We start from the raw sequence: 26,199 nt of genomic DNA on the forward strand, positions 1-26,199 counted from the left end.
ACGTGCATCACGTGGCTGAAGATGAGAGCGGGGCGGTCAGGCACTTCGACCCTGACGGCGACTACTCGGCCCACGAGGAGGACGGCGACGATGTGAAACTGCTCGGCGTCTACTCCTCGCGGGAGAACGCGCTGGCCCGTGTCGAGCGAGCCAAGGAGCTCGACGGGTTCCGCGACGAGCCGGAGTGCTTCCACGTCGACGAGTACGAGCTGGACGAAGACCAGTGGACCACGGGGTTCATCACGGTCTGACGAACGGCAGAGGCAGTCGACCGCGGTGGCGGGCAGGAGCAAGCAAGTGCGCTTCTGCCCGCCACCGCGGTTCCTGCGTGGAAAGTCATCGGCAGTACGCCGGCTTCTTTCCTGCGGATCGGTCAGCCCTGGCCGAAGGGATCGTGGTGATGAGGATCGAGGTGTCCGCTGTCGGCGCGGGTGATCTCGTGTCGTTCCGCTGCTCGGCCGGTGCCGGTGCGGGCGTGTGGAAGTCGGAGGACCCGCCGGTGGCAGGCCAGGAGTACGAGGTGGAGGTGGACGTCGACGACGAGGTCAGCCCCCAGTCCGGTGGCGTCGCCGGGGTCCGGCTCGACGGCACGTCGGTGGTGCTCGGCGGGACGTGGCTCGTGACCGAGGACGGCGCGACCTACCTCGAGGTGGCAGGTTCGCCGGTGTCGGTGGAAGTGGCCGACGGTGACACGGTGCTCTCCGGCGAGGTGGTGGAGGTGGTCGCGGACAGGGCGGCGGTCCACCTGTTCCCCTGCGACGCCTGATGCGCGCTCATTCCCAGGGGCGGGATTCTCGCCCGCGGGTGACGCCGAGGACGACACGGACATCAACCACGAGGCCGCCTTCACCTGCTTCGTGCGCGAAAGGCCGGCGCTTCCACGGAAAACAGGGAAGCGCCGGCCTTTCGGAGTCGAGTCAGCTGGCCTGCAGAATCGCCGCGAACTGCTCCCGAAGCTCAGGCCCGGGATCCAGGCCGAGCTCCTCGCACAACAACTCCGAGACACTCCGATAAGCCGCCAGCGCCTCGGCCCGCCGCCCGCAACGCCGCAGAGCCAGCATCAGCTGATGCCAGAACCGCTCCCGCAACGGGTGCTGGGCCGTCAACGACCGCAACTCCGGCACCAGGGCGGCATGCCGGCCCAGCTCCAGATCGGCGTCGATCCGCATCTCCACCGCGTTGAGGCGCAGCTCCTCCAGGCGAGGCACCTCGGTTCGTTGCAGCGGAGGCGAGGGAATCCCCTCCAGTGCGGGACCGCGCCACAGCTCCAACGCGACCGTGAGCAACCGGGATCGGGCAGCGGGACCCGCGGCGGCCGCTTCCACGGTCAGCCGGGAGAACCGGGTCAGGTCGAGCTGCGACGGAGACAGCGAGATCGAGTAACCGCCGGGCGTGGTGCGGATGTGCGATTCGCCGAGTGCCTGCCGCAGCCGCATCACGTAGTTCTGCAGCGCCGCCACTCCTCGCTGGGGTGGCTGGTCGCCCCACACGTGCTCGATCAGCGTCGTGGTCGGCACCGTGTGGTTCGGTCTCAGCAGCAGTGCGGCCAGCAGGGTGCGGAGCTTCGCGGCGCTGATCGGCACCGGCGCGCCGTCCGCTCGCACCTCCACCGGGCCCAGGATTCCGAACTCGAACACTCTTCCCCCTGTAGTCACGACGACTCGACCATGGCGCGGCCGAGGTAGTCGTCTTCCGAACCGTCCACTCCCGGCAGCACGAAGAAGTAGCCGCCGCCGAACGGCAGCAGGTACTTCTCCAGCTCCTCCCCGGCGAGACGGCGTTGTGCGGCGGCGAAGCCCGTTTCAGGATCACGTTGGTAGCACATGAAGATGTGGCCCGGTTCGGTGACGAACGGGTAACCGCGGCGCAGGATCTTGTGCTTCTCCTCGGCGGGCCGGGCGCGCCGCACGTGCGAGTCGAGCATCGCGGGCAGCTCCTCGCCCGACTCCTTGCGCCTGCCGAAAACCCGTTCCTGGTCCTCTGTGGACTTGTGGTCCCACGTCGGCATCGCGAGCCTGATCAGTCGCACCACCTGGTACGTGCCGCCCTGGTAGCACGCGGGTTCGTCGTCCGCGACCCACACCTGAGGCGTGGCCGGGTTGCCTGCGCCCTCCTTGAAGCCGAACGCGTTGCGCTCCTCCGGCAGCTGGTGCCCGTCGATCCGCCAGCGAAGCGTCAGGCCGGGCACGCCGGCCAGCTGGGAGTCCACCTGTGCGGGTGTGTCCGCCAGTGCCTGCAGCAGAAGATCTCCGTGGCACCACTGGTCGTCCAGCACGTCGCCGGCGAACTTCGGCATGGTCGTGAGCCTTCGTGGCGCGCGCAGGCCGAACCTGTCGCCGAACAGCGACGCGCCGACGGCCACCGTCACGCCACGCGAAGTGACAGCGCGCAGTGTCGCGGTGAGCTCGGCGCGGGTGCGTGCGGTGACGTCGTACGCGGCCACTCCCGCGGCGGCCGGGTTCGGTGCCAGGACGCCGGGTTGGTGGTGGACGGGAGCGGCGGCGGGCATGGGCGCGTCGCACGCCGCCAGTCCCGCCACCGCCAGTCCCGCCAGAAAGGCGCGTCTGGTCAGAGAGTGAGCGTCCACCCGGCCAGCGATCCCTCGTCGAAGCTGAAGTTGTCGCGCAGGACCAGTTTCCACGTTCCGTTCGCGTCCAGAGTGGACAACGACAGCGGGAACGTCTGGTCCAGGTTGACCGCGGTGTCGGAGCTGTTCGCCTCGCGCAGCACGATTTCCGTTCCGCTCGGGGTGATCAGGCGTGCGGACAGGTCTCCGCGGAACGGGTGTTCGGCCTGTACTCGCACGGTGGCGTTGCCGGCGACCTTGCGCCCGCACGCCGTGACGTCGAGAGCGACGGTGATGCTGTTCTGGTCCGGCACAGCCCGCCGGGTGGCGTCGGAGACGGTGCAGACCGGCTGCGCGAGTGGTCCGGTGTGGAGGAACCTGTTGGGTGACTTCTGGGTGGTGGGTGGGTTCATCGGCGGTTCGAGCGTCGTGGGGTCCAGCACGCCGGTCACGGACCGGTTGAGGATCTCGGCGTGCACCTGCGCGGGCGTCAGGTTCGGTGACTGCGACAGCAGCAGTGCCGCGGCGCCTGCGACGTGCGGTGAGGCCATCGACGTGCCCTTGAGCACCACGGTCGAGTGGTCGGTGGCGTTGTGCGCGGACTCGATGGACTCGCCCGGAGCGAACAGGTCCAGGCACGGGCCGTAGTTGGAACCGGTGTCGCCGAACTTGGCCCAGCCTCTGGCGCGTTCGTTGACGGGGTTGGCCGCGCCGACGGTGATCGCGGCGGGCACGTTGGCCGGGCTCTTCGAGCAGGCGTTCGACTCGCTGTTGCCCGCGGAGACGACGTAGGAGATACCGGCCGCGATCGACGCCTTGACAGCGTTGTCCTCGGTCGTGCTCTGACCACCGCCGAGGCTCATGTTCACCACGGCGGGCTTGGCCGCGTTCGCGGTGATCCAGTCGATGCCGGCCACGATCTGGCTGATCGTGCCGCTGTTCTCGCAACTCAGCACGCGCACCGAGGCGACCTTGGCCTTGCTGGCGACGCCGAACGTCCTGCCCGCGATGGTGCCCGCGACGTGCGTGCCGTGGCCGGTGGTGCTGCAGTCCTGGCCGTTCCAGCCGTCGCCGATCGCGTCGAACGCGACGTTCGCCCGGCCCTCGAACTCTGCGTGTGCGGTGCGCACACCGGTGTCCATCACGTACACGGTGACGCCCTGGCCGGCCTGGTCCGGGTAGTCGTAGCGGTTGTCCAGCACGGTTCCGCGCTGGTCGATGCGATCGAGGTTCCAAATCGGGTTGGTCCGCACCGCGTCACCGCGCACGACCGCGTCGACCTCGACCCGTTCGACGCGCGGGTCGGCGGCCAGCCGGCGGGCCTGCTGCTCGGTGGCGGTCATCGCGAACCCCTGCAGCGCCGCGCTGTAGACGCGGTCGACCTGACCTCCATGACTCGCGGCGACGCCGAGTGCGTTGATGTGGCTGGATTTCTTCAAAGTGACCAGGTATTTGCCTGCGATCACTTCAGCCCCCGCCGGTCTGAGCACCTCGCCGACGGCCGCATGGGCGTCGGCGGGAAGGACCGTGGCGGCGAGAACCAAGGCAGCAATCAATCCGCGCATGCGAAACAAAGCCCCCAAAATGACTGGCGGACGTGACACGTCCGCACCCCCAGGTGTCGCGTGGCTCACGCGCCTTCGAGGCTGTCACGGCATAGGAAGTCCTTATACCGCCAAAAGGGGGGCTTGATAAGTGCGCTGTCGCACAAGTCCTGGGTGTGCAACTGAGGTCCATCAATGAGCGAAGAAGCAAGGGGCCAGAAATCTCCGGAATCCCCAGGAGTCGCTTTGCGCGAGGCCGGCTGATTCCTGAATGCGCATGAATTTCCGGTGCGGCCGGGCAGCGCCGCCGAGGGCGCTGCCCGGCCGGTCGACCTCGCTAGCTGGCCGCGACGACGGTCGTCTCGACCGTGCGCTCGTTGTCGGCCGGGTTGTTGTCGTCACGGCCGTCGAGGCGCACGCGCGCCTTGAGCGTTGCCTTGCCTCGTGCCGCGTCGTCCGCGGTGTAGGTGTACGTGAACGGCACCACCGCGGTGCTGTCCGTCGCCACGTGCTGGCGAACCGTGCCGACGACGTTGTAGTAGCCGTCCGGCCTGCGCCGGAGCAGCTCGACGACGACGTCTTCGGCGTAGCGGGTGTTGCTGACCGACACCTCGACCTGGCCGGTGTCGCCGACCTTGGCGGTGGCGGGCGCGGCGACGTTCGAGACGGTCACGTCGTGGGTCTCGACCTTCACCTTTTGGGTGGTGCTGCCGGAACGGCCGTCCGCCGTGCGTCCGGAGATCGTGACGTCGTATTCACCGTCGGCGGCGTACTTGTGGGAGACGGTCACCACGCCGTTGGTGTCTGAAATCGCGGCGTCGGGCGTGCCGTCGCCGAACTGCACCAGGCCACTCGTGAGCCAGCGGCCCGCCGGGTCACCCGGATCGACGTCGAACTTGACCTCGTCGAAGACGCCGGGCTGGGCCGGGCGCACCCACATCGCGTGGGGCTTGATCTCCGGCGCTTCGGTGAGTCGCAACGTCAGCTGTTCGCCGCCGTAGATGCCTTCCGCGACCCGCACGTAGTAGGTCTCGCCCGGGGTGGCCGCGAAGATCGCCGGGTTGTAGTTGCTGTGCAGGCAGTCCACTTCGGTCAGTGCGTTGAGCGCGGAGCCGCGGAAGACCGCGACGCTCGCGAGGCTGGTGCGCTGGGTGACCTTCGCCGAGACGAACCGGGCGCGGTCGGCGGTGTAGCGGAACCACACCGAGCGGGTGGCGGGGTACTGGCACCCCGGCTTGGGCTCGCCCGTCTCCACCGTGGCGGGACCGGTGTCGCCCGCGACGGTGGTGTCCATCGGCACGTCCGCCGCGGAGGCGAAGTCGTCGTTGGCGGACCTGGGCACGAGTTCGAGACCGAACCTCACCGGCCCGGCGAACTTCGTGTCCTGCAACAGGAAGTGGTAGGTCGTGCCCGCCTTCACCGCGAAGGTGTCCGAACCGCCGCCGTGCGGCTGCTGGCACGCGTCCGTCACCCACGTCAGCGCGCCGCGCTCACCCGTGTAGGCGGAGATGGCCGGCTTCGTGTCGTCCGGGCGGTCCGTGCTCATTCGTGCGAAGCCGTCAGCGGGCGCGGTGTAGCGGAACCAGACGCTGCTGGTGCTCCACGAGCAGCTCGACGGGTCGTCGTTCGCGGCGGTGCCTTCCCGAGTGTCCACAACGGAACCGAACGGGAGCGACGTGATCGCCGTGGCGTCGGCGAAGTCGTCGTTGGACGGTGGTGCCGCGTGGGCGGCACCCGGTGCCAGCACCGCGGTCAGTGCGACTACGGCGCTGATTGTCAATGCGCGCAAATGAAACCCCAGACTCGGTAGGCAGCCTCTGTGGCGGCCTCTCGTCTGCTGAAACGCGCGGTGCGGCATCGGGGATGGCTGCGGGGGAAAATTCGATCATCCGCCGCAGCGTCACTGCGGCCAACAGGAGGTCTCGCGTTACTCGGCGTCTTCCCGCGGTGTTTTGACGGGACCGGGGAAGAACATGTTGGTGGTGGCCTGGTAAAGCGCGTAGTCAGGGCGCTTGCGAAGGCTGTAGTACTCGGCGGGACGGGCGCCGGTGTGCTTGGTCAGCGTGACGTACAGCGTCCAGGAGGCGAGGAACAGGCCCAGCGTCAGCAGCACCCACACCAGCGGCGTCGTGTCGTGGAACCGGGCCGGCAGTGACGGCAGCGCGAGCAGGACCAGGGCGTTCCACTGCATCCATTGGAAGAAGTAGTTCGGGTGCCTGCTGTAGCGCCACAGCCCTTGATCGCAGGTACCGCGCGTGCCACGGGCGGCGAACCGCTGCTTCTGGCGGTCGGCCACCGACTCCAGCACGAACGACGCGGCCCACAGGGCCAGGGCGGCCACGGACCAGACGGACAGCGGCCGCTGGTGATCGGCGGCGACGAGGAACGCGGGGACGGCCAGCACCGACGCGTTCGCCAGTCCCTGCAACCAGATCTCGTACTGGACGGACCACGTCTCGTTGTGGAACCCCTGCCGCTCCCAGCGCCGCCGCTGGTACTGGTACCGGGGCAGCTCGACCTTGGGGGAGCCGGGCGTCCACCAGCCGTGCTTCACCGTCAGCACCAGGCTCCACAGTCCCATCCGCGCCCCCATGGCGAGGTAGGCGACCGCGATCGCGACCGTTGCCGCGTTGAGATCGTCGGCCGTGAAGACGGTGACCAGGCCGATGCCGGCCAGGCCCCACGGCCAGGCCACGTCGACGTACGACACGTGCCGGGTGAGGTACCCCGGGACGGCCGCCGCCAGGGTGAACAACACGACCTGCACCGCCAGGTTCCACCACGCGGGCCCCGCGGTGGCCGGGGCCAGCAGCAGCGCGACTCCGACCAGGGCGAACGGCAGCACTGCCCAGACCCGCCGCATGCTGTCCTCCTCGTCCAAACTGAGACATTCTGTCTGAATGTCTCAGTGAGACACTTTATACATGCTGTCTCACGCTGAGGCCAACGTGAACCTGGCCACCGAGCCCGAGGTCGATCCGGTCATCGCCCATGCGCTCCGGCAGTTCCTTCGCGAGAGCCGCATCGACATGGGCGACCTCGCCGCCGAAGCCGGTATCGGCCGGGCGACCCTCTATCGCCGGTACGGCGATCGCGACCGCGTCCTGGGCGAGGTGCTGTGGGTCATCACGCAGACGGCGTGGGCGCGTCTGTGGCAGGCCAGCCCGCAGCGGGGCACGGCCAGGGTCGTCGCGGTACTGGACCAGGCGATGCGCGACACCGTTGCCTCGCCGGCTCTGCGCGCGCTGCTCGAACGCGACCCCGAAACGGCGCTGCGGGTGCTGACCTCCCAGCAGGGGGTGGTGCAGCATCGCCTCGTGGCCGGACTGGCCGACCTCATCCGCGCTGCACGCGGCGAGGACACGTCGGAGATCCCGCTGACCAAACTGGCTTACGCCGTGGTCCGGCTCGCCGAGTCCTTCTGCTACTCCGACATCATCACCGGCGCCCCACCGGACATCGACACCGCCACGGACATCATCCGAAAACTTCTCGCCTGACGTCACCGGGGAAGCCGGGTGATCGGCTCCGCTACTCGAACACCCCGTAGCCCGCGAAGGCGTGTGCCCGGACGCCGTCCATGTCGAGCTCCACGCCGATGCCGGGAGTGTCGGGCAGCGTGATGTAGCCGTCCTTCACGATCGAGCCGCTCCCGTCGGGGGAGTGGACGTAGCTGTCCCACACCGCGCGCTCCTCGAGGGCGTGCCATTCCTGGACGAGGAAGTTGGGGATCGCCGCGCACTGGTGCGACGTGGCCATCGTGCCCAGTGGCGTCGACACCAGGTGCGGTGCGAAGGGGATGTAGTGCAGCTCCGCGAGGTTGGCGATCTTCTTGGCCTCGGCGAGGCCGCCGCACTTCGGCACGTCCGGCTCGATGACGTCGACGGCGCCGCGTTCGAGCAGCTCGCGGAATCCCCACCGCAGGTAGAGGTTCTCGCCGGCGCAGATCGGCGTGCGGGTCTGTTCGCGCACCCGCACCAGTGCGTCGACGTTCTCCGCCGGCAGCGGCTCCTCCAGCCACATCAGGTGGAACGGCTCGAGCTCCCACGAGATCCGGCACGCGCTCGGCACGTCGTAACGGGCGTGCAGGTCGATGGCCAGATCGACGTCCGGTCCGATCGCTTCCCGGACGGCCGCCACGCGCTCGACCATCGATCGCAGCTCGGCGGCGTTGATCGTGTGGTTGAAGTCGTCGAACTTGGCAGGGTGGTGCAGGTTGTCGATGTCGAACTTGATGGCGGTGAAGCCTTCGGCGACCATCCGCTGGGCCCGGTCGACGCATCCGGCGATCGAGCCCGCCGGGTCGTCGCCGTCGCCGCAGTCGGCGTAGAGGCGGATCCGGTCGCGGAACTTCCCGCCGAGCAGGCGGTAGACCGGCTGGCCAGCGGCTTTGCCCGCGATGTCCCACAGCGCGAGCTCGATCCCGGAGAGGGCGATCACGAACACCCCGCCCTGGGGGCCCGCGAAGACCTTGTGGCGCCGCAGCTTCTCCCAGCACCGCTCGACGTTGCGCGGGTCCTCGCCGATCAGGAGGGGCGCCAAGAAGTTGATCATTCCGACGACGGCACCCGCGCCGGCATCGGGATTGGCCTCGCCGAACCCGCTGATGCCCTCGTCGGTGTCGATCCGGACCAGGGTGGCCTGACCGTGGTAGGCCACCACTGCCGTCGTGACGTTCACGATCCGCATGGCTCTCCCGCCGCTGGGTCGTGCAGATGAACGGACTCTGTCGCCGTGTCCAACTTGTCCTATAAGCTGATGACATGCAAAGGGGACAAGAGTCTGCGGACGCTGTCAAGGTCCGGACTCTCCCGGTGCAGGTGGCGGCACACCTGACCCGGCGCATCGTCAGCGGCGACTTCGAGGACGGCCGGGCGCCGTCGGAGCTCGACATCTCCCGGGAGTTCGGCGTGTCCCGCGTCGTGGCACGGGAGACGCTCAAGATCCTGGCCTCGCTCGACATCGTCGACGTCGCGCAGGGCCGCCGCGTCGTCGTGCGCCCTCCGGCGGAGTGGGACTACCTGAGCCCGTTGCTGATCGAGTGGATGCCCGCGGAGATCGTGGGCGAACTGCTGCAGGAGCTGGACCAGATGCGCGTGCTGCTCGAGCCCGAACTCGCCGCGATGGCCGCGACCAGCATCACCGACGAGACGCTGGACCGGCTCAGGGAGGAGCTCGACCGCATGGCGGCGCTCGAGGGGGATCCCAACGCCTACCTCGAAGTCGACCACGAGTTCCACATGGAGATCTGCCGGGCGGCCGACAACCGCATCCTCGACCGGATCATGTACTCCGCCCGCTGGCTGGGCACGGCCAGCCGGCGCATCACCAACGAGGCACCGGCCGCGCTGCGCAAGGCCACCGCCGACCACACGGCGATCTACGAGGCGCTCGTGGCGCGCGACCCGGCAGGTGCCCGCGCGGCGATGCGCAAGCACCTGGCCAACAACTCCACGCTCCTCGCGGAAAAGGAGCGGCAGACCAAGCGGGCCGCCCGGCGGCGTTAGCGCACCGCACGGACCGGTTTGCCACACCGCCTCCACCTCACCAGTTCACCGTTCTTCGCCACATGAACGACCCGGCAGCGCGGCCCCCGTCTCGCTGTCCCGCCGGTTGCAACGTCGCCCCGTCGGTACGCGTCCGCTCGACCGGACGCGAGAGGAGTGTCATGGAAGAGAAAACGGGCTTGTCCAGGCGCACGTTCCTCGGCGTGAGCGCGCTGGGCGTGCTCGGACTCGCCGGGTGCGGAGGTGGCGGCCCCGCCGCGCCGCAGGTCGACGTCCAGGTGCCCCAGGCGCTGCTCGACCAGGCGGCCTCGCTGCGCGGCGGGTCGGTGGGGATGCTCTCGCAGAAGCTCTACTCCGAGGCCGCCAACCAGGCGCTGGACAAGTCGCTGCAGGTGTTCGCGCAGGCCACCGGCACCACGGTCCGCAACGACCTGGTCTCCGGCGACGCCGGTGACATGGTCGCGAAGATGGACGCCGAGGTGAAAGCGGGCACCAGCCGCGATTTCGCTTTCGTGAGCGATCGGCGGTTCGTCGGCCAGCTCCACAACCTCGGCGCCCTCACCGACGTCACCGACGTGGTCGACGAGATGCGCAAGCTCTACGGGGAGCCCGCGACGGAGGCGAGCACGTACTGCGTGTTCAACGGGCGCTGGTTCGCGATCCCCTACCACTTCATCGCGTCCGCGATGTACCTGCGCAAGGACTGGTACCAGGAGAAGGGGCTCCCGCTCAAGCCCCACTACACGTGGGAAGAGTTGCGCGACAACGCGTTGGAGGTCTCCGACCCGGCGAAGCGGCGCTTCGGCTGGGGTCTCACGGTGAACCGCTCCGGCGATGCCAACGGCTTCATCGCGAACGTCGTCAACACCTACGGCGGGGCCATCGCGGACAACACCGGCACGAAGGTGGTGTTCAACTCGCCGGAGACCGTCGCCGCCGTCACGTTCATCGGCGACATCTACACGAACCCGAAGTACACGCCGATGCTGCCGCCGGGGATCGGCAGCTGGACCGACTCGAGCAACAACGAGAACTGGCTGGCCCAGATCCTGGGGCTGACGCTCAACCAGTTCAGCGTCTACGCCGACTCGAAGACCAAGAACAACCCGGTCTACGCCAACACCCACCCGTTCAACGGCGCCACCGGACCGGCGATCGACAAGCCACTCGCGTTCGGCGAGTCCAACTCGTTCGTCGTGTTCAAGGGGGCGAAGAACCCCGCTCTCGCCAAGCTGGTGGCGAAGTACATGGTCAGCGGGAGCGCGCTGCTCGGTGTCGCGAAAGGAGCCCCGTGCCTGGTCAACCCCTCGTGGGACAAGGTGTGGGACTCCGACCCGTACTACACCAGCGGTGACCCGGCCTTCCCCGCGCTGCGGGAGCAGACCCGCACGCCGCTCCCGGTGGCCACCAGGACGGGCTTCAAGTTCCCCCAGGCGCCGAGCCCTGGTGAGCAGGCAGCCACCGCCGCCTACCTGCTCACCGACATGATGCAGTCGGTCATCCAGGGCGCCCGGCCGGCCGACGCCGTCGCCGCGACCCACGCCCGGATCGTCCAGATCTTCGAGCAGCAGGGCTACAAGCAGTGACCGTCCTGCGTGAGCGCCAGGCGCCGGTTCGTCCGGCGCCGGGCGCGTCGCCCTCGCTCACCACGTCGCAACGGCTGCTGGGGCGTGACTGGCGTCTCGCCGCGGTGTTCATCGGGCCCACGCTGGTGCTGGTCGCGGGCCTGATCCTGTTCCCGATCGTCAGCTCGGTCCTCACCAGCACCACGGAACGCCACGGTGCGGAGACGGTCTTCGTCGGGCTGGACAACTACCTCGCCCTCATCGACGACACCCTGTTCCACAAGGGCGTGCTCAACTCGTTCGTCTTCACCGCGTACGCCGAGATCTTCAAAGTGACCCTCGGCCTCATCGCGGCGTTGATGCTGCACCACATGCGCCGCGGCCGGGCGATTCTCGCCGGGGTGATCCTGCTGCCGTGGGTCGTGCCGACGGTCGTCACGGCCTTCACCTGGCGGTCCTTGTTCGACCCGATCTTCGGCAGCGTCAACGTCCTGCTCACCGACTCAGGGATCGGGCCCGCTCTCGCTGCCATCGGGCTCGTCGACAGATGGCCCGCGGAGTGGCTGTCCGATCCCGCGCTCGCGATGCCGGCGGTCATCCTGGTCAACGTCTGGAAGGGCATCCCGTTCTTCACGGTGACGTTCCTGGCCGGGCTCAAGGCCATCGACGGCGGTCTCTACGAAGCGGCCATTGTGGACGGTGCCTCGCCGTGGCAGCGTTTCAAGCACATCACGCTGCCAGGGCTGCGCCACATCATGATCGTGACGGTGTTGCTGTCGTCGATCTGGACGTTCAACAACTTCGACCTGATCTGGCTGATGACCCAGGGCGGACCGGGGGACGCCACCGCCCCGTACGTGATGGTGGCCTACTCGAAGGCCATCCAGCAGCTGCAGCTGGGCGCGGGCGCCGCGGTCACACTGGTGATGCTGCCGATCATCGCCGTCCTCGTGGTGATCCTCGTGCGGATGATGCGGCGCAGCGATCTGCCGGGCGCGGGGGACATGGGGCGCAGGCGGCTGACGCCTGCCCAGCGCAGGGCGCTGCCGTGGGTGATCGTCGTGGCCTCGGTGCTCGTGCTGGTGTGGGCGTCGCCGCACATCGTGTGGAAGGCCGCGCTCGTGCTGGGCGTGTTCGTGGTGCTCGCGGCCGCCGTCGGACGGGTCGTCTCCGTGCTCGCCACGCGCGGCAACCGGCTGGCCGCGCGCCTGGTCAGCGGCGCCGGTTCGGGGATCGCGCTCGTGGGTCTGCTGGGCTTCGTGCTCGCCCCGCTCTACTGGATGACCGTCACGGCCTTCAAGTCCGACAACCAGATCGTCGCGCGCACCGACGACCTCTGGCCGACCCCGTGGAGCACCGAGCAGTTCACCAACCTGTTCACGGGCAGGGCGTTCGGCACCTGGTACGTCAACACGATCCTGGTGTCGGTGGCGTCCACCGCGATCGCCCTGGTGTGCGCGGCGCTGGCCGGCTACGCGTTGGCACGGCTGAAGTTCCGGGGTTCGGAGAGCTTCACGGTGACGATCCTGCTCACCTACGTGATGCCGGGCGCGCTGCTGTTCATCCCGCTGTACCAGATGATGAGCGGGATCGGGCTCAACGACTCGTTGTGGGCACTCGTGCTCGCCTATCCGACGTTCACCCTGCCGTTCGCGACGTGGCTGCTCGTCGGCTACTTCAAGTCGATCCCGGCCGACCTCGAGGAGGCCGCGCTGGTCGACGGCTGCACGCGGTTCGGGGCGTTCATCCGGATCGTGCTGCCGCTGGCCAAACCGGGCCTGCTCGCGGTGGCGCTGTTCACGCTCACCAACGCGTGGAACGAGTTCCTGTTCGCCTTCGTGTTCATCACCAAGGACGGCTACAAGACGCTGCCCGTCGGCATGCAGTCGATGATCTTCGGTGACGTCGTGCCGCAGGGCCAGTTGGCCGCGGCCTCGCTGCTGATCAGCATTCCGGTGGTGGTCATGTACGGGTTCGGGCAGCGGTTCCTGACCGAGGGCCTCACCGCGGGCGCCGTGAAGGGATGAGCGAGACCCCGGCGATCACGGAGGAGCACGTCGCGACGGCGTTCCGGCCGAGCGACCTGCGCATCACCGGCCTGCGGGTGGCCAACGTGGCCGGCGTGCCATGCACCCGTTCACCGGCATCCAGGTCACAGCGAAGGGCGTCGAGCACCTGGTGTCCTATGTGGACATCGTCCGGTCCGTCGTCGGCTGTTCTTCGCCGTGACGACGTGCTGGGACGGCGAGTCGAGCCACGACCGGTTGTGGAGCTGAGCCCTTTGCTCAGCCCTTGCCCTGCTCGGCGCGCCACCGTTCGTACTCGGGCCGGGCCTCCTCCGACAGCGGGTAGTACCGCCGCAGGTCGCCGCCCTCGGCCAGCCGGATGCGGGAGAACTCCTCCCATTCCGCGTGCTCCTGAGCCACCGCCAGCACAGCGGGTGCGAGCTTGACCGGCACCACGACAGCCCCGTCGTCGTCGGCGACGACGATGTCACCCGGTTCGACGAGAGTGCCGCCGCACGCCACCGGCACGTTGACGGCCACCGGGACGATGCCGGTCTGGGCGTGGAAGTTCGGCGTGGCGCCCCGGATCCACAGCCCGAGACCGAGCTGCTTGGCCTCACCGATGTCGCGCAGGCACCCGTCGATCACCACACCGGCACCGCCGCGGCCCTTGAAGTAGGTCAGCATCATCTCGCCGAACACGCCGCTGCTCATGTCACCGCGCGCGTCGACGACGATCATGTCGCCGGGCTGGGCGTGGTACATGACGTGCCGGTGCAGCTGCTTCTCCGGCTCGGCGTACTCGTCGACGGGGTAGAGGTCCTCCCGCTTCGGCAGGAACTGCAGCGTCAGCGCCGGCCCGGCCACGCGCACGCCGGGAGTCACCGAGACCGGGCCGCGGATGAACGCGCTGCGGATGCCCATCCGGCTCAGCTCGGCGCTCGCCGTCGCACTGCCGATGGCCGCGAGCGCCGCACTGAGCTCAGCAGGCGGGCGGACGATGTCGTGCGTCTCGACCACGTCGGTAGCTCCCTCGGATCCGCGCTGACCGCCACTGTCGGAGAGTGTCGATGAGACCTGGATCCGAGCCTACTGTCGCGCCGATCATCCGCGTCAGTTCTTGTACATGGCTTCCAGCGCGGCGCGGCGGGTGGCGACTTCGTCAGGGTCGTCTCCGAAGACGAGCAGGTGCACGGTGGCCTGCTTGATCGGGTTGTCGGTGCGGCGGGTGTCGTGGCCACCGGTGACGAGCAGCCCTCCGCGCTGCAACGCGGGCCGGAGCGCGGCGAGCAGCGCGGCGATCGAGGCGGTGGTGGTGAGTTTCGTGGACTCCGACGGGCGGTCGAGGGCGTCGGGGCGGATGGTGTGCAGCGCCAGCAGCGGGATGGACCCGCTGGTGATGCGGAAGTTGAGGTCCAGCATGACGAGTCTGCCGTCGTAGGTCTGGGCGCAGTCGAGGCTGCACATACCGCGGTAGCCCACGTCGGCGGCGCGCTGGGCGATCGCGAGGCATTCGGTGAGCAGGTCGGCCGGGAGCGGGACGACGAGCCCGAAGCGGCCGCCGGTGTAGACGCCGTCGGCGTCGATGCGCTGGTCGGTGACGGCGAGCAGGCGGGCCCTGCCGTCTGCGGCGACGTAGAGCTGGATGCCCCAGTTGCGGTGGATGTGCAGGTACTCCTCGACGACGACCTCGGTGAGGACGTCGGTGAACGCGGGCAGGGTCACCGGCTCCCCGGCCCGGTGCAGGTACACGTCGAGGCTGGCGCCGTGGGCGGCGTTGGTGGCGGCTTTGAGAACCCAGGACTTCTCGACAGGCGCGGCTTCTGCGAGTTCGTCGACGGCGACGATCTGGCGACGGGCTTGGAAGCGAGGGTCGACGAACGTGCTGATGCTGGCCTTGTTGTTGAGGTAGCCGACGAGTTCGGCGCTCTTCACGGAGCGCTCGTCCGGGTACAGGGCGGTGGGCTGCGGGTATTCCATGGACAGGCGCAGGCCGTCGCTGAGGGCTTCGGTGACGCGCACGGCGAACTCGGCTTCGGTGCGGAACTCACGCGGGTCGGTGCCGACGGGCAGGCCGCCGTCGGCGAGGGCGGCGAGGAGGTTGGGCTCGGTGCCGCCAGCGCTGCTGATGACGGGGGTGTCGGCGGCGATGGCGAGGGGGCGGGCGGACAGGACGTCGCGGGTGTTCCGGTGCCTGCTCGACGGCACAGCCGGTTCCTGGGCGGGGCGTGCGCAGACGGCGATGTCGGGGCCGTAGATGTCGGTGAGCGTGCGGGGAGCGGCCAGGGCCGGAGTGAGCGCGGAAGCGATGATGGGAGATCTCCCTCGTGGGGTGGTGCTTGTACCCGGTCCTGGGCGTGGAGTGGTGCGAACTGACCGGGAGCGGTGAAACGCGCCTGGATGAGGCGGCGTCCGCTCCGGGGTGAAGGCGCGCGCCTCCGGGCGTGAACACGGGGCGTGCGTAGACGTCAACTGTCTCACGTTTCGCGGGGCTTGGGTGACGTCGGCCGCGTGAGAGCGGTGGTCAGCCATCCATGACGTGCTTTCTTCGTGCGCTCTAGGCCGTTCGGGCCACACGCCATCTCAAGATCACCGACAATGGGCCGGTGAGTTACTTCAGGTTCACCGGTCCCGGCGCGTGGTCCACGCCGGTCGACGAGGCCGTGCGGGACCCGCGCCCGGTGTTCCTGAACGCGTTGCCCGACGGGTTCACCGGGCACCGCCAGTTGGTCGGCGAGATCGACTCGTTCCTGGCCGAGCAGCCGTCCGGCTACCTGTGGATCGAGGGCGACGCCGGGACGGGCAAGACCGCGCTGGCCACGTACCTCGCTCGGGAACGCGGCTGGATCAGCCACTTCGGCGGGCGCGCGGACGGCGGTTCGGTGCGGGTCGCGCTGTGCGACCTGGCCGCGCAGCTGATCGTGCGCGGTGAGTTGTGGACCCTGGTGCCCGGCCGCCTGCTGCCGGAGTGGGCCGGCACACCTGGCGGTTTCGAGGCGCTGCTCACGCGGGTGGCGGGCAGCGAACCGCTGGTGCTGCTGGTCGACGGTGCCGACAGGGCGGTGACACCGGAGGGGCGGCAGCCGTGGGGATTGCCCGACGTGTTGCCGCCCAACGTCTTCGTCGTCGGCACCTACCGCACCGGCAGCGCGCCGCCGCGCTGTGACGCGGTGATCCGCATGGACGACCGCAACGTGGCAGCTCTGCGTTCGTACCACGCGGGTCAGCTCGACCAGTGGCGTGACGACGACGTGGCTCTGCCCGTGCTGTCCACGCTCGCGGTCGCTCGCGAAGCACTCCCGTTGGCCACGTTGAGTCACCTGTCCGGTGTGGACGAAGATGCCGTGCGGGAATGGTGTGATCTCCGGTTGCGGCCGTTCCTCACCGCCGGCACCACGACGTTCGAGATCTACGACACCGGCCTGCGCGAGATGTGGTCCGAGCTGCTGGGGCCTGCCGCGGTCGAGGCGCACGGCCGGATCGCCGACCACTGCCTGGCGCACCTCTCCGACGACTACTCGTTGCGGTACCTGGGATCGCACCTGTTGGCCGCGCGCCGCCTCACTGACCTGGAGGCCTTGCTGCGGGAGGAGAAGGACGGCGAGCTCGTCTGGTTCGCGGCACATCACGCGGCCGGCACGCTGGACGTGTACGCGGAGACGGTCGCGGTTGTGCGCGAGCACTACGAACGGCTCACCGACGAGGCGTTGCGGCGCGGCCGGCTCGCCCCGGTTCTGGTGGGGGAGCTGCACTACCAGCTCATCAGCGCGTCGCTCAAAAGCCTCACTCCCACCATCCCGCCTCGTGTGCTGGAGGTGGCGGCCGAGACCGGTGTGTGGGCGTGGCAGCGGGTGCTGGCCCACGTCCGCCACCTCCCGGACCCGGCCGACCAGGTAGCCGCGATGACGCTGGTGGCTCCGCACCTGCCGGAGAAAGAACGGCCGGATGTCGTGGCGCGCGCGTTGGCCCTCGTCGACACCTGGGACGAACCTGCGCGATGGCAGGCTGTCGGCGCGCTGGCGCCGCACCTGTCCGAGGAGCAGCTCACCCGCTACTTCAGGCTTGTCATCGCACGATGCGACAAGGAATCCGGCCTCACCGCGTTCTGCCGGCTCGCGCCGCACCTGCACGCCGCCGGCATCGACCGCGCCCTGGCCGTGGCGAAGTGGCTCGACCACCAGGGTGAACCTGGCCCGCTGGCGGCACTGGCACCGCATCAGCCTGCCGACGGACCGTCCACGTCGGTCACCGAGGACGCGACCGCCCAGCCCTCGCTGACGCTGGACGCCATCGCCGCCCTCCGTTCCGAATCCGAACGTGCCGACGCACTCGCCGAAGTGGCGGGAACGCTCACCCCCGACGAGTTCGCCCGAGCACTGCGGATCGCCGAGGCGATCACCGACGGCGCCGACCGCGGCCGCGCCCTGGCCGAACTCGCAGCCACCCTCCCCGACCCGGAAACGCGCGCATCGCTGACCGCGTCAGCCCTCACCGCCGCGACCGGGATCGCCGGCAAGGTGATCTGGACGAAGACCGCGCTGGCCGCCCAGCTTCCCGCTCCCGCCCGCGACACCGTGGTGGACGAGCTGCTCGCCACCGCTGGAGCCACCCGCAACGAACACCTGGTGCTGCCGGTGGTCCGCCTGCTGACGGACGACCAGTGGGCTCGGCATCTCTCCATCGGCGGCGCGTGGGCGATGGAGCACGTCGCGCTGCACGGCCCGGCCGGGCTGCTCTCCAGCGTGCTGGACGAGATCTCCACCTGGAACGGCCTCTTTCTCGCCCAGACGATCGAGAAGATCGCCCACCGCCTGTCGCCGGCCGAGGCCCGCCGCCTGGCCACGATCGCCGCCGCTTTCGACGATGCCCAAGCACGGGGCCGCGCTCTGTGCGCACTGGGTCCGCACCTGCCTGCCGACGAACAGCGAGCAGCAGCAACGACCGCACTGGCGGCGCTGACGGAAAACCCGGCGCCGCCTGAGTTCTACCTGGCCGAGCTGCTGCCACAACTCTCGCTCGGCCAACTCGAAGAAGTGCTGGCGCTCACCCGAGATCTCACCGAGCAGCGCCGAGGCGCACAACTGCTGCGCGGCCTGGCCCTGACCCTGCCCGCCGACCGGATGCCCGACGTCCGCGCCCTCGTCGGCAAGCTGACCACCGAGCCAGACCGCGGCAGCGTGCTGAACGCGGTGCTGTCGCGCCTGCCAGTGGATCAGCAAACCCTTCTGTGCGAAGAAGAAGTCGAAGCCGCCACCACCAACAAGTACCCGTACACCATCCTCATGTGGCTGGCGGCCTACCTGCCGCACCACCTCCACGCGCGAGCCCTGGCCATCGTCCGTGCCCGCGGTCCGCTGGACGAAGCAGGCACGGGAGTGCTGCGAGACCTGGCACCCCATCTGTCCAATGCGGACCTGGAGGACGCCGTCGCCTTGGCGCGGACGGCGAAGCACGACAGCACCCGCGTGAAGGCGTTGGCGCACCTGCTGCCTCAACTCCAGGAACGCCGTCGTGCCGAGATCTTCGACGAAGCCCTCACGCCTGACCTGCCGCTCGACCTCGTCTCGCACCTGTCCGCAGGCGAACTGGCTCGCGCCTGCGACGTGCTGTACCTGCCGCGTGACACGGTGGCCAAGGCGTTGCTGGCACGCGCGGCCGAACTCGGTGAACACCTGTTGTACGCGCGGATTCTTCGCACGGTGTGGCAGGTCAACGACCGCAGCGGCTCTCTCGCAGTGCTGAAAGACGGTCTGCCGGTGCTGCGCGATCTCGCCGGACTGGAGTTCGGTCCGCTGTTCCTGGAGTCGCTCGACGACGTGCACAGGTGGTGGCCCTGAGCCCCCGGTGCACCTGTCACTCTTCTGCCGCCTCCAACGGCAGAACGACCTGGAACCGCGTGTCACCCGGTAGCGAGTCCACGCGGATGGCGCCGTGATGCTTGTTGACCACGATCCGCCAGGAGATCTCCAGCCCGAGTCCGGTGCCCTGTCCGACCGGCTTGGTGGTGAAGAACGGTTCGAAGATCCGGCTCTTCACCTCTGCCGGGATGCCGGGGCCGGTGTCACCGATCTCCACCACGAGGTGCTTGTCCTGCCTGAAGGTCCGCACGGTCAACGTTCCTGAACCGGCCATCGCGCTCAGCGCGTTGTCGATCATGTTCGTCCACACCTGGTTGAGCTCGCCGGCGTACGCGGAGATGCGGGGGAGCGTCCGGTCGTAGTCCTTGACCACCTGCACGTCCGTGAGCTTCCCACCGAACATGACCAGAGTGGAGTCGAGCAACTCGTGCACGTCGACCACCTGGAACGGCGCGCGGTCCATCTGCGAGTACTGTTTGGCGGCACCGACCAAAGTGGACACTCTGGTGGTGGCGTCCTCGATCTCGTTCATCAGCATCTCGGTCTCGACCGTGTACCTGAGCCAGTGCACGGCGGATCCGGTGACAGCTGCCGGGCACGACGTGAGTGATCCCTCCAGCCACTCCACGTCCAGTCCGGCCGCGACCAGGACGGGGGCGACGTCCCAGCCGCCGCTGATGTCGTGGTCGTCGAGCCAGTCGGCGACCTCGTCCTCGGCGTCGCTGGCCTCCAACGGACTGAGTTTCGGTGCCTTGGCGACTCGTTCGACCGCCTTCTCCTGAAGCTTGACCAGAGCCGGCAGCACTGCCGGGTCGATCGCTCCCTGCGCCAGAAGAGCGAGTTTGTGCCGCATTCCCGCGACCCGTTCGCGCAGCGCCGCGGTCGCCCGGACGGCGGCCGCGGCCGGATTGTTGAGTTCGTGGGTGAGGCCCGCGGACAGTGCGCCGAGCGCGGTGAGCCGCTCGTGCTGGCCCACCGTCGCCTGGGTGTTCCGCATGCCCCAGAACAGGCCCTCCAGCAGGTGCATCGCCATCGGGAACCACGCGCGGACCATCGGCCCGAACTCGTCCGCGTCGAACTGCAGCATCGACGTGGCGGTGATCGACTCGACGGTCATCTGGTAGGTCGGCTGGTCGAGCTCCAGGTAGGCCTGGGTGGCACCGAAGTACGAGCCGCGCAGGCTGCTGCGGCTCACCTCGACGCGTTGGCCGCCGATGTTGCGGCACAGGGCGACTGTTCCTTCGAGCAGCACGAAGAAACACGTCGCCGGCTCGCCTTCGGTGAGCACGGCCGTGCCCGACTCGCGGGTCTCGACGTGGCCGTGTCCGGCCAGCCAGTCCAGCTGGGTCTGGTCGAGCTTCTCGAACAGGAACAGTTCGCGCAGCTCAGCCGCGGTGAGCCGCTCCATCACGACCTCTCCAGGTAACGGTGGACCAGGGTGACCGCCATGGCACCCTCACCGACCGCGGAGGCGACCCGCTTCACCGAGTCCGCCCGGACGTCGCCCGCGACGAACACCCCGGGCACGTTCGTCTCCAGGTGGTACGGCGCCCGTTCGAGGTCCCAGCCAGGCGGTGAGCCGCCGAGGTCGGGGCCGGCGAGGAGGAAGCCGCGCTCGTCCCTTTCCAGCGTGCCGTCCAGCCAGTCCGTGCGCGGGGCGGCACCGATGAACGCGAACAACCAGCTCGCCGCGACGGTCGTCGTCTCGCCGGTCTTGTTGTGCAGCAACGTCAGCGTCTCGAGGTGATCCGCACCGGTGCCGCCGCAGACCTCGGTGTGCGTGCGCACCTCCACGTTCGGGATCGCCGAGAGCTGGTCGATCAGGTACCGCGACATCGACTGCTCCAGCGAGTCACCCCTCACCAGGATCACCACCTTGCGCGCGTGCCAGGAGAAGTAGACGGCCGCCTGCCCCGCGGAGTTCGCGCCGCCGACCAGGTAGACGTCCTGACCAGCGCAGTTCGGGCCTTCGGTGGTCGAGGCGCCGTAGTACACGCCCCGCCCGGTCAGCTCGCCGAGTCCGGGCGCGTCGAGCAACCGGTACGACACGCCGGTGGCGAGGATGACGGTGTGGGCGGCGAGTTCGGTGCCGTCGCCGAACCGCACGATCCGCGCGGCTCCCCGGCGCTCCAGGGCGACGACGTCACGGGTGGTGAGCAGCTCGACTCCGAACTTGACCGCCTGTCTGCGGGCCCGTTCGGTCAGCTGGCCGCCGGACACCCCGTCGGGGAAGCCCAGGTAGTTCTCGATGCGGCTGCTCGTACCCGCCTGGCCGCCCGTCGCGATCCGTTCGACCAGCACGGTGCGCAGCCCCTCCGACCCTCCGTACACCGCGGCGCCGAGCCCCGCGGGTCCGCCACCCACGACGATCAGGTCGTAGAACTCCGCCGACGGCTGCGTGCTCAGGCCCACTTCGGCGGCGAGCTCCGCGTCGGAGGGGTCGACCAGGGCCTTGCCCTGAGCCGTGACCACGACGGGCAGGGTCGTCCCGTCCTGGTGCGCCGCGGTGAGCAGGCAGCGTGCTTCCGGCTCGTCGAGCGCGTGCCAGCGGAACGGAATGCTGTTGCGTGCCAGGAAGTCACGTACCTCGTAGGAACGCGGCGACCAGCGGTGCCCGATCACCCGCACCCGCTGAGGTGGCTGCCGGTCGCTCACGGCCCAGGCCCGCAGCTGCTCGTCGAGCACCGGATAGAGGTTCTGCTCCGGCGGGTCCCACGGCTTGAGCAGGTAGTGGTCGAGGTCCACGACGTTGATCGCCTGGATCGCGGCGTCGGTGTCGGCGTACGCCGTGAGCAGCACCCGGCGTGCCTGGGGGAACACGTCCATGGCCTGCTCGAGGAACTCGATGCCGTTCATCTGAGGCATCCGGTGGTCGGCGAGCAACACCGCGACCTCCTCGCCGCGCAGTTTGATCTCGTGCAGGGCCTCGAGCGCCTGGGCCCCGGACTCCGCGCGCACGACGCGGTAGTGCTCGCCGTACTTCCGGCGCAGGTCGCGCGCCACCGCCCGCGACACGGCAGGATCGTCGTCCACCGTGAGAATCGAAGGCCGCGCGACGCGACCGGCAGTCGTCATGCGCCCAGTCAAACACCAGAACTTGTCGACGGCCGCAATCGAGGTACCGTCGGGCCGTGACCACTACCTGCGAACACGTCGCCGAGCTGGGTGCCGACCCCGCTCCCACCACGCCGGAGGGGTGTGAGGACTGCCTGGCCGCCGGCGGCAGGTGGGTGCACCTGCGCCTGTGCCTCAGCTGCGGCAAGGTCGCCTGCTGCGACTCGTCGCCCGCCAAGCACGCCTCGAAGCACTTCGCCGACGAGGGGCACCCGATCATCCGCTCGTTCGAGCCGGGGGAGACCTGGCGCTGGTGCTTCGTGGACGACACGGTCGTGTGACCTTCTATCGTTGAACGCCTTCCAGCAGAGCGAGGAACTCCGCCCGCGTGCTGTCGACGCGGGCACCCAGCTCCAGCACCGGTTGGCTCGTGCCCGACGACAGTTCCGCGCGGGCGACAGTCCGCGCCTCCTCGAACTGGCTGCGCAACAAAGCCTTCAACTGCTGGTCGAACGCAGTGCCCCGGTCATGCGCGAGCGTGGCCAGCTCGGCGGCCGTGATCATGCCAGGCATGTCGTGGCCGTCGTGCTGGTCACTCTCCTGCCTGCCGATCCGGGCGAGCAGTTCCCGGACCTGCGCCAGTTCGGCGCGGTAGCGGGTCTCGACCTGCCGGGCCACCGGGTGCAGCGCTGAGCCGGGGTTGGCCGACGTCAGGGCGAGAGCGGCCAGCGTGGACTCGTTCTGAGGTATCAGCAGATCCACGAACGCGAGGTCCGTGGCGGCGAGGTCCGGTGCGGGAGAACCGGCGGGCGGAGGGCTGCCGGTCGGTGTGCCACAGCCCGCCGCCGCCAGGACCACCGCGACCAGCAGGGCTCGCACTAGGGGCGGCCGTCCGGTCCGCACTTGACGATCCGGTTGATGCAGTCGCGGACGCGTTGCGCCATTTCGGCTTCTGGCCAGACGTTGAAGAAGTCGCCGTGCATCGTGAACCCCGGACCGGACGACAGCTTGAACCGCGCCGGGTCGCCGTTGGCCGGGTAGCGCAGCACCTGGCGCAGCTTCGGCACGGGCACGGGGTGGGTGGCCGGGCAGTCGCCGTTGACCGGGTAGGACATGTGGCTCTTGTGGTCCGCGGAGTCGAGGTCCTTGCCGTTCCAGCACTGCGGGAAGTCCAGGTAGGACTCGATCATGGTGCCGGCCGGGCAGGTCACGAAGTCCTTCGACGCTCCGACGTGACCGGCGTGCAGGCACGACCAGCGTGACGTCGTGGTGTTGTCCGGCGCGGTGGCCTTGGCGTTGCCCGCGACGATGCGCAGGCCGTACGGCAACGGCTGGATGCGTGCCGTCACGTCGTCGCGCACGCCCTCGCCGAGGTAGTAGAACGTCGTGCCGGTCGGCTCGACGGGCTGCCCGTCGACCAGCAGTGTCGGCACCCAGTACGACGAGAGGTCCACCTTCGGGCTGCACGTGCTGGTGGCCTTGCCCAGGCTGGTGACGTCCGAGTGGGCGTTGGTCGAGGTGTTGCCGAAGAAGCTGTGCATGTGCGAGGCACCGGGCAGGTTCGGCAGGACGATCGGGTCGTCCGGGAGCTTGTGCGTGAACGGGCACTCCGCGACGAACTCCGCGACGCGCACCGCGTTCGGCGGGATCGGTTCCTGCGGTTTCGGCGGCGCGACCACGGCGGCCTTCGTCGTTTCCGCCGTAGGCACGGGCGTGTCGGCCGGCGGCGTCGTGGTGCCCGCGGCTTGAGGCGACGAGGTCACGGCCGCGGCCGAGGAGGTCTGACTCGCCTTGGGCTGGGCGGGCGGGGTGAAGAACATCGCGTTCGCGGTCACCGCGGACGCCGCGACACCTGCGACGGCCAGTGCGGCGATCCACACGCGTCGTCGCAGCCGTGAACTGGGGACGTGGGCCACTGAAGGTCCTTTCGTGCGGGGAAGTCCGGGGGTCTTCTGACCAGGAGATGTCCGGCGCGCGCCGCGATAACGAAAATCTCGCCGATCTTTCCCGGACCCCCGGGACCGAGTCCGAGCCGACGTGAGCCCGCGGTGCCGGTTCACGCGCTGTCGCTCTCGTGAACACGTGCGCCGCGCAGGCCCGTGCCGGCTCGGACTCCGCGAAGGCGGGACGACTCAGCTGGGCACTTCGTCCAGGTACGCCTTCGCCTGCAGCGTGAACAGCTCGGCATACCCGGCCTTGGCCGCCATCAGCTCCTCGTGCGTCCCGTACTCGGCGACCTTCCCGTGCTCCAGCAACAGGATCCGCTCCGCCTGCCGCACGGTCGAGAACCGGTGCGAGATGTACAGCGTCGTCCGGCCTTCCGACAGTTCCCGCAGTCGCGAGAACAGGTCGTGCTCGGCCCGCGCGTCAAGCGCTGACGTCGGTTCGTCGAGCACCAGGATCGGTGCTTCCCGCTGGAACGCCCTGGCCAGCGCGATCTTCTGCCACTCGCCGCCCGACAGGCTGACGCCCTGGTCGAACCAGCGGCCGAGCGGGCTGTCGTAGCCCTGGGGCAGCCGCTCGATCCGCTCGTCCGCGCCGGCGCGGCGGGCCGAGTCCTCGATGTGCGGCCGGTCTTCCAGCCGCGTCAGGTCGCCGAGGCCGATGTTCTCCGCGGCCGTGCCCTGGTACGTCACGTAGTCCTGGAACATCGCGCTGATCCGCGTGCGCAGTGCGACGGGGTCGTACTCGCGGATGTCGACGCCGTCGAGCAGGATGCGGCCGTCGGTCGGGTCGTAGAGCCGGCAGAGCAGCTTGAACAACGTCGACTTGCCCGCGCCGTTGCGGCCCACCACCGCCACCGTCTCGCCGGGCCGGATCTCGAAGCTGACGTCGTCCAGCGCGGGCTCCTCGGCGCCGGGGTAGCTGAAGGTCACCGAGTCGAACTCGATGTGTCCCTCCACTGTGGACGGCATCGGCCGCGGTGAGGCCGGCGCCGTGATCTCCGGCTTCGTGTCCAGGAACCGGTACAGCGTGTCGAGGTAGAGGTTGTTCTCGTACATCCCCGAGAACGCCGTGAACAGCCCGGACACCGACGACTGCACGGACGCCGCCGCGGCCGTGTACAGCGCCAGGTCTCCCAGCGTGAGCCGTCCGCCGACCGCTTCCAGCGCGATGTACAACGTGATCGCCGAACCCGCGAGCGTGCTCAGCATCCCCCAGGACGTCGAGCTGATGTTGCGGTTGACCGTCAGCTTCCGCTGCCGCTCGTAGGAGACGGTGCCGAGCCGGCGGAACCGGTCGACGAAGTACGGGCCGAGCCCGAACAGCTTCGTCTCCTTGGCATAGGTGTCCGTCGTGACCAAAGAGGACAGGTAGTCCATCCGCCGCTTGATCGGCGACATCATGAAGGTCAGCCAGAACGCGCGCGAGCCGTACTTCGACTGCGAGATGAACGCCGGGATCGGCGCCACCAGTGCGACCAGGGCCAGCAGCGGGCTGATCGAGACGAGCAGCGCGATCATGCTGCCGAACGTGATCAGCGTCCGCAGCAGCCCCAGCGCGGAGTTCATCATCGACAGCGGCCGCGTCGGCGCTTCCTGCGCGGCCTGACGCATCATGTCGTACGACGTCGAGCCCTCGAAGTACGCGAGGTGCAGGTCGCTGGCGTGCGCCATCACCTGGTGGCGGATGGTCAGCGTCATGCGTTCCTGCAGCAGCGTCTGCGCGATCGACGTCAGCGCGCTGCTGATCGCGGCCGCGGCGAGCACGCCGAACTGGAACACCGCGATCCTCGCGATGTCACCCGTGGTGCCGGTGTGCTGGATCGCCGCGACGACGGAGTCCAGCAGCAGCTTCGCGATGTACGCGGTCGCGGTCGGCAGCAGCCCCGACAAGACCGTGATCAGCACCAGGAGGATGGTCAGGACCGGGCTGGCCTGCCACGTCAGCTTCGCGACCTTCGGCAGACCGCGGACGGTGCCCGCCACGGACGTCCTCGCGCGCTTCAGCCGGGAGCGCAGGTCCTTCGGTTCGTCGTCCTGCTTCGGTTCGGGAATGTCGACCGGTCCGGTGAGCCCGCTCTCCGGCACCGTGGTGGCGCGCCGCCGACGACCGCGCCGGCCCAGCATGAACTCCATGCCGCCCCCGCCGCCGGGGA

General features: G+C 69.1%; 21 protein-coding genes. 8 read left to right on the plus strand and 13 right to left on the minus strand.

Annotation, left to right across the window (positions count from 1 at the left end; genetic code table 11):
* The first annotated feature begins 11 nt into the window (after positions 1–11).
* Together SK803_RS28465 and SK803_RS28470 are read left to right on the plus strand one after the other, a co-directional pair.
* Positions 12–251 carry a DUF7336 domain-containing protein gene (locus tag SK803_RS28465; RefSeq protein ID WP_319969197.1) on the plus strand — a complete coding sequence of 80 codons (240 nt, stop codon included), beginning with the start codon at positions 12–14 and terminating at the stop codon, positions 249–251.
* Positions 252–400: 149 nt separating this feature from the next.
* Positions 401–766 (plus strand): hypothetical protein, encoded by a 366-nt coding sequence (locus tag SK803_RS28470; RefSeq protein ID WP_319969198.1) that lies wholly within the window; start codon positions 401–403, stop codon positions 764–766.
* Between the two features lie 151 nt (positions 767–917).
* Here SK803_RS28470 and SK803_RS28475 read toward each other — a convergent pair whose 3' ends face one another.
* From SK803_RS28475 to SK803_RS28495, 5 genes are all read right to left on the minus strand, one after another.
* Entirely contained in the window at positions 918–1,637 is a 720-nt protein-coding gene (locus SK803_RS28475; protein WP_319969199.1) for an AfsR/SARP family transcriptional regulator, read from the minus strand.
* Positions 1,638–1,651: 14 nt separating this feature from the next.
* Entirely contained in the window at positions 1,652–2,587 is a 936-nt protein-coding gene (locus SK803_RS28480) for a Dyp-type peroxidase (RefSeq protein ID WP_319969200.1), read from the minus strand.
* Complete coding sequence (locus SK803_RS28485) at positions 2,569–4,131, minus strand: S8 family peptidase (RefSeq protein ID WP_319969201.1); 1,563 nt, start codon at positions 4,129–4,131, stop codon at positions 2,569–2,571. The genes SK803_RS28480 and SK803_RS28485 overlap by 19 nt, the downstream gene beginning before the upstream one ends.
* 316 nt (positions 4,132–4,447) lie before the next feature.
* Positions 4,448–5,899 carry a PKD domain-containing protein gene (locus tag SK803_RS28490; RefSeq protein WP_319969202.1) on the minus strand — a complete coding sequence of 484 codons (1,452 nt, stop codon included), beginning with the start codon at positions 5,897–5,899 and terminating at the stop codon, positions 4,448–4,450.
* Between the two features lie 138 nt (positions 5,900–6,037).
* Positions 6,038–6,973 (minus strand): DUF1295 domain-containing protein, encoded by a 936-nt coding sequence (locus SK803_RS28495; protein ID WP_319969203.1) that lies wholly within the window; start codon positions 6,971–6,973, stop codon positions 6,038–6,040.
* A 61-nt stretch (positions 6,974–7,034) separates the two neighbouring features.
* On the opposite strand from SK803_RS28495, the gene SK803_RS28500 reads away from it, so the two are divergent.
* The gene (locus tag SK803_RS28500) at positions 7,035–7,610 is read left to right on the plus strand and encodes a QsdR family transcriptional regulator (RefSeq protein ID WP_319969204.1); all 576 of its coding nucleotides are present in this window, start codon (positions 7,035–7,037) and stop codon (positions 7,608–7,610) included.
* 31 nt (positions 7,611–7,641) lie between these two features.
* Here SK803_RS28500 and SK803_RS28505 read toward each other — a convergent pair whose 3' ends face one another.
* The gene (locus SK803_RS28505; RefSeq protein ID WP_319969205.1) at positions 7,642–8,799 is read right to left on the minus strand and encodes a mandelate racemase/muconate lactonizing enzyme family protein; all 1,158 of its coding nucleotides are present in this window, start codon (positions 8,797–8,799) and stop codon (positions 7,642–7,644) included.
* Positions 8,800–8,873: 74 nt separating this feature from the next.
* Here SK803_RS28505 and SK803_RS28510 point away from each other — a divergent pair, with 74 nt between their 5' ends.
* The 3 genes from SK803_RS28510 to SK803_RS28520 all read left to right on the plus strand — a co-directional run bounded on the left by SK803_RS28510 (position 8,874) and on the right by SK803_RS28520 (position 13,209).
* Positions 8,874–9,617, plus strand: coding sequence for a FadR/GntR family transcriptional regulator (locus SK803_RS28510; RefSeq protein WP_319969206.1), 744 nt, complete (start codon positions 8,874–8,876; stop codon positions 9,615–9,617).
* A gap of 161 nt (positions 9,618–9,778) precedes the next feature.
* Positions 9,779–11,203, plus strand: coding sequence for an extracellular solute-binding protein (locus SK803_RS28515; protein ID WP_319969207.1), 1,425 nt, complete (start codon positions 9,779–9,781; stop codon positions 11,201–11,203).
* Positions 11,200–13,209, plus strand: coding sequence for an ABC transporter permease (locus tag SK803_RS28520; protein WP_319969208.1), 2,010 nt, complete (start codon positions 11,200–11,202; stop codon positions 13,207–13,209). The genes SK803_RS28515 and SK803_RS28520 overlap by 4 nt, the downstream gene beginning before the upstream one ends.
* Before the next feature lie 258 nt (positions 13,210–13,467).
* Here the strand turns inward: SK803_RS28520 and SK803_RS28525 are convergent, their stop codons facing one another.
* Together SK803_RS28525 and SK803_RS28530 are read right to left on the minus strand one after the other, a co-directional pair.
* Positions 13,468–14,208, minus strand: coding sequence for a ribonuclease activity regulator RraA (locus SK803_RS28525; protein ID WP_319969209.1), 741 nt, complete (start codon positions 14,206–14,208; stop codon positions 13,468–13,470).
* Between the two features lie 93 nt (positions 14,209–14,301).
* On the minus strand, positions 14,302–15,396 hold the full coding sequence (locus SK803_RS28530) for a hypothetical protein (RefSeq protein ID WP_319969210.1): 1,095 nt from the start codon (positions 15,394–15,396) through the stop codon (positions 14,302–14,304).
* A gap of 398 nt (positions 15,397–15,794) precedes the next feature.
* Between SK803_RS28530 and SK803_RS28535 the strand changes: the two genes are divergently transcribed.
* Entirely contained in the window at positions 15,795–19,025 is a 3,231-nt protein-coding gene (locus SK803_RS28535) for a hypothetical protein (protein WP_319969211.1), read from the plus strand.
* 16 nt (positions 19,026–19,041) lie between these two features.
* On the opposite strand, the gene SK803_RS28540 is transcribed toward SK803_RS28535, so the two are convergent.
* Together SK803_RS28540 and SK803_RS28545 are read right to left on the minus strand one after the other, a co-directional pair.
* Complete coding sequence (locus SK803_RS28540; protein WP_319969290.1) at positions 19,042–20,454, minus strand: ATP-binding protein; 1,413 nt, start codon at positions 20,452–20,454, stop codon at positions 19,042–19,044.
* The gene (locus SK803_RS28545) at positions 20,454–22,121 is read right to left on the minus strand and encodes an FAD-dependent oxidoreductase (protein ID WP_319969212.1); all 1,668 of its coding nucleotides are present in this window, start codon (positions 22,119–22,121) and stop codon (positions 20,454–20,456) included. The genes SK803_RS28540 and SK803_RS28545 overlap by 1 nt, the downstream gene beginning before the upstream one ends.
* A gap of 56 nt (positions 22,122–22,177) precedes the next feature.
* Here SK803_RS28545 and SK803_RS28550 point away from each other — a divergent pair, with 56 nt between their 5' ends.
* Positions 22,178–22,441 carry a UBP-type zinc finger domain-containing protein gene (locus SK803_RS28550; RefSeq protein WP_319969213.1) on the plus strand — a complete coding sequence of 88 codons (264 nt, stop codon included), beginning with the start codon at positions 22,178–22,180 and terminating at the stop codon, positions 22,439–22,441.
* A gap of 4 nt (positions 22,442–22,445) precedes the next feature.
* Here SK803_RS28550 and SK803_RS28555 read toward each other — a convergent pair whose 3' ends face one another.
* From SK803_RS28555 to SK803_RS28565, 3 genes are all read right to left on the minus strand, one after another.
* Positions 22,446–22,979 (minus strand): DUF305 domain-containing protein, encoded by a 534-nt coding sequence (locus SK803_RS28555; RefSeq protein WP_319969214.1) that lies wholly within the window; start codon positions 22,977–22,979, stop codon positions 22,446–22,448.
* Positions 22,979–24,016: a DUF1996 domain-containing protein gene (locus SK803_RS28560; protein ID WP_319969215.1), complete on the minus strand. Its 1,038-nt coding sequence runs from the start codon at positions 24,014–24,016 to the stop codon at positions 22,979–22,981. Before SK803_RS28560 ends, SK803_RS28555 begins: the two co-directional genes overlap by 1 nt.
* A gap of 216 nt (positions 24,017–24,232) precedes the next feature.
* Entirely contained in the window at positions 24,233–26,179 is a 1,947-nt protein-coding gene (locus SK803_RS28565; protein WP_319969291.1) for an ABC transporter ATP-binding protein, read from the minus strand.
* Positions 26,180–26,199: the final 20 nt, after the last annotated feature.

This window comes from Lentzea miocenica (genome assembly GCF_033949945.1).
Classification (GTDB): domain Bacteria; phylum Actinomycetota; class Actinomycetes; order Mycobacteriales; family Pseudonocardiaceae; genus Lentzea; species Lentzea miocenica.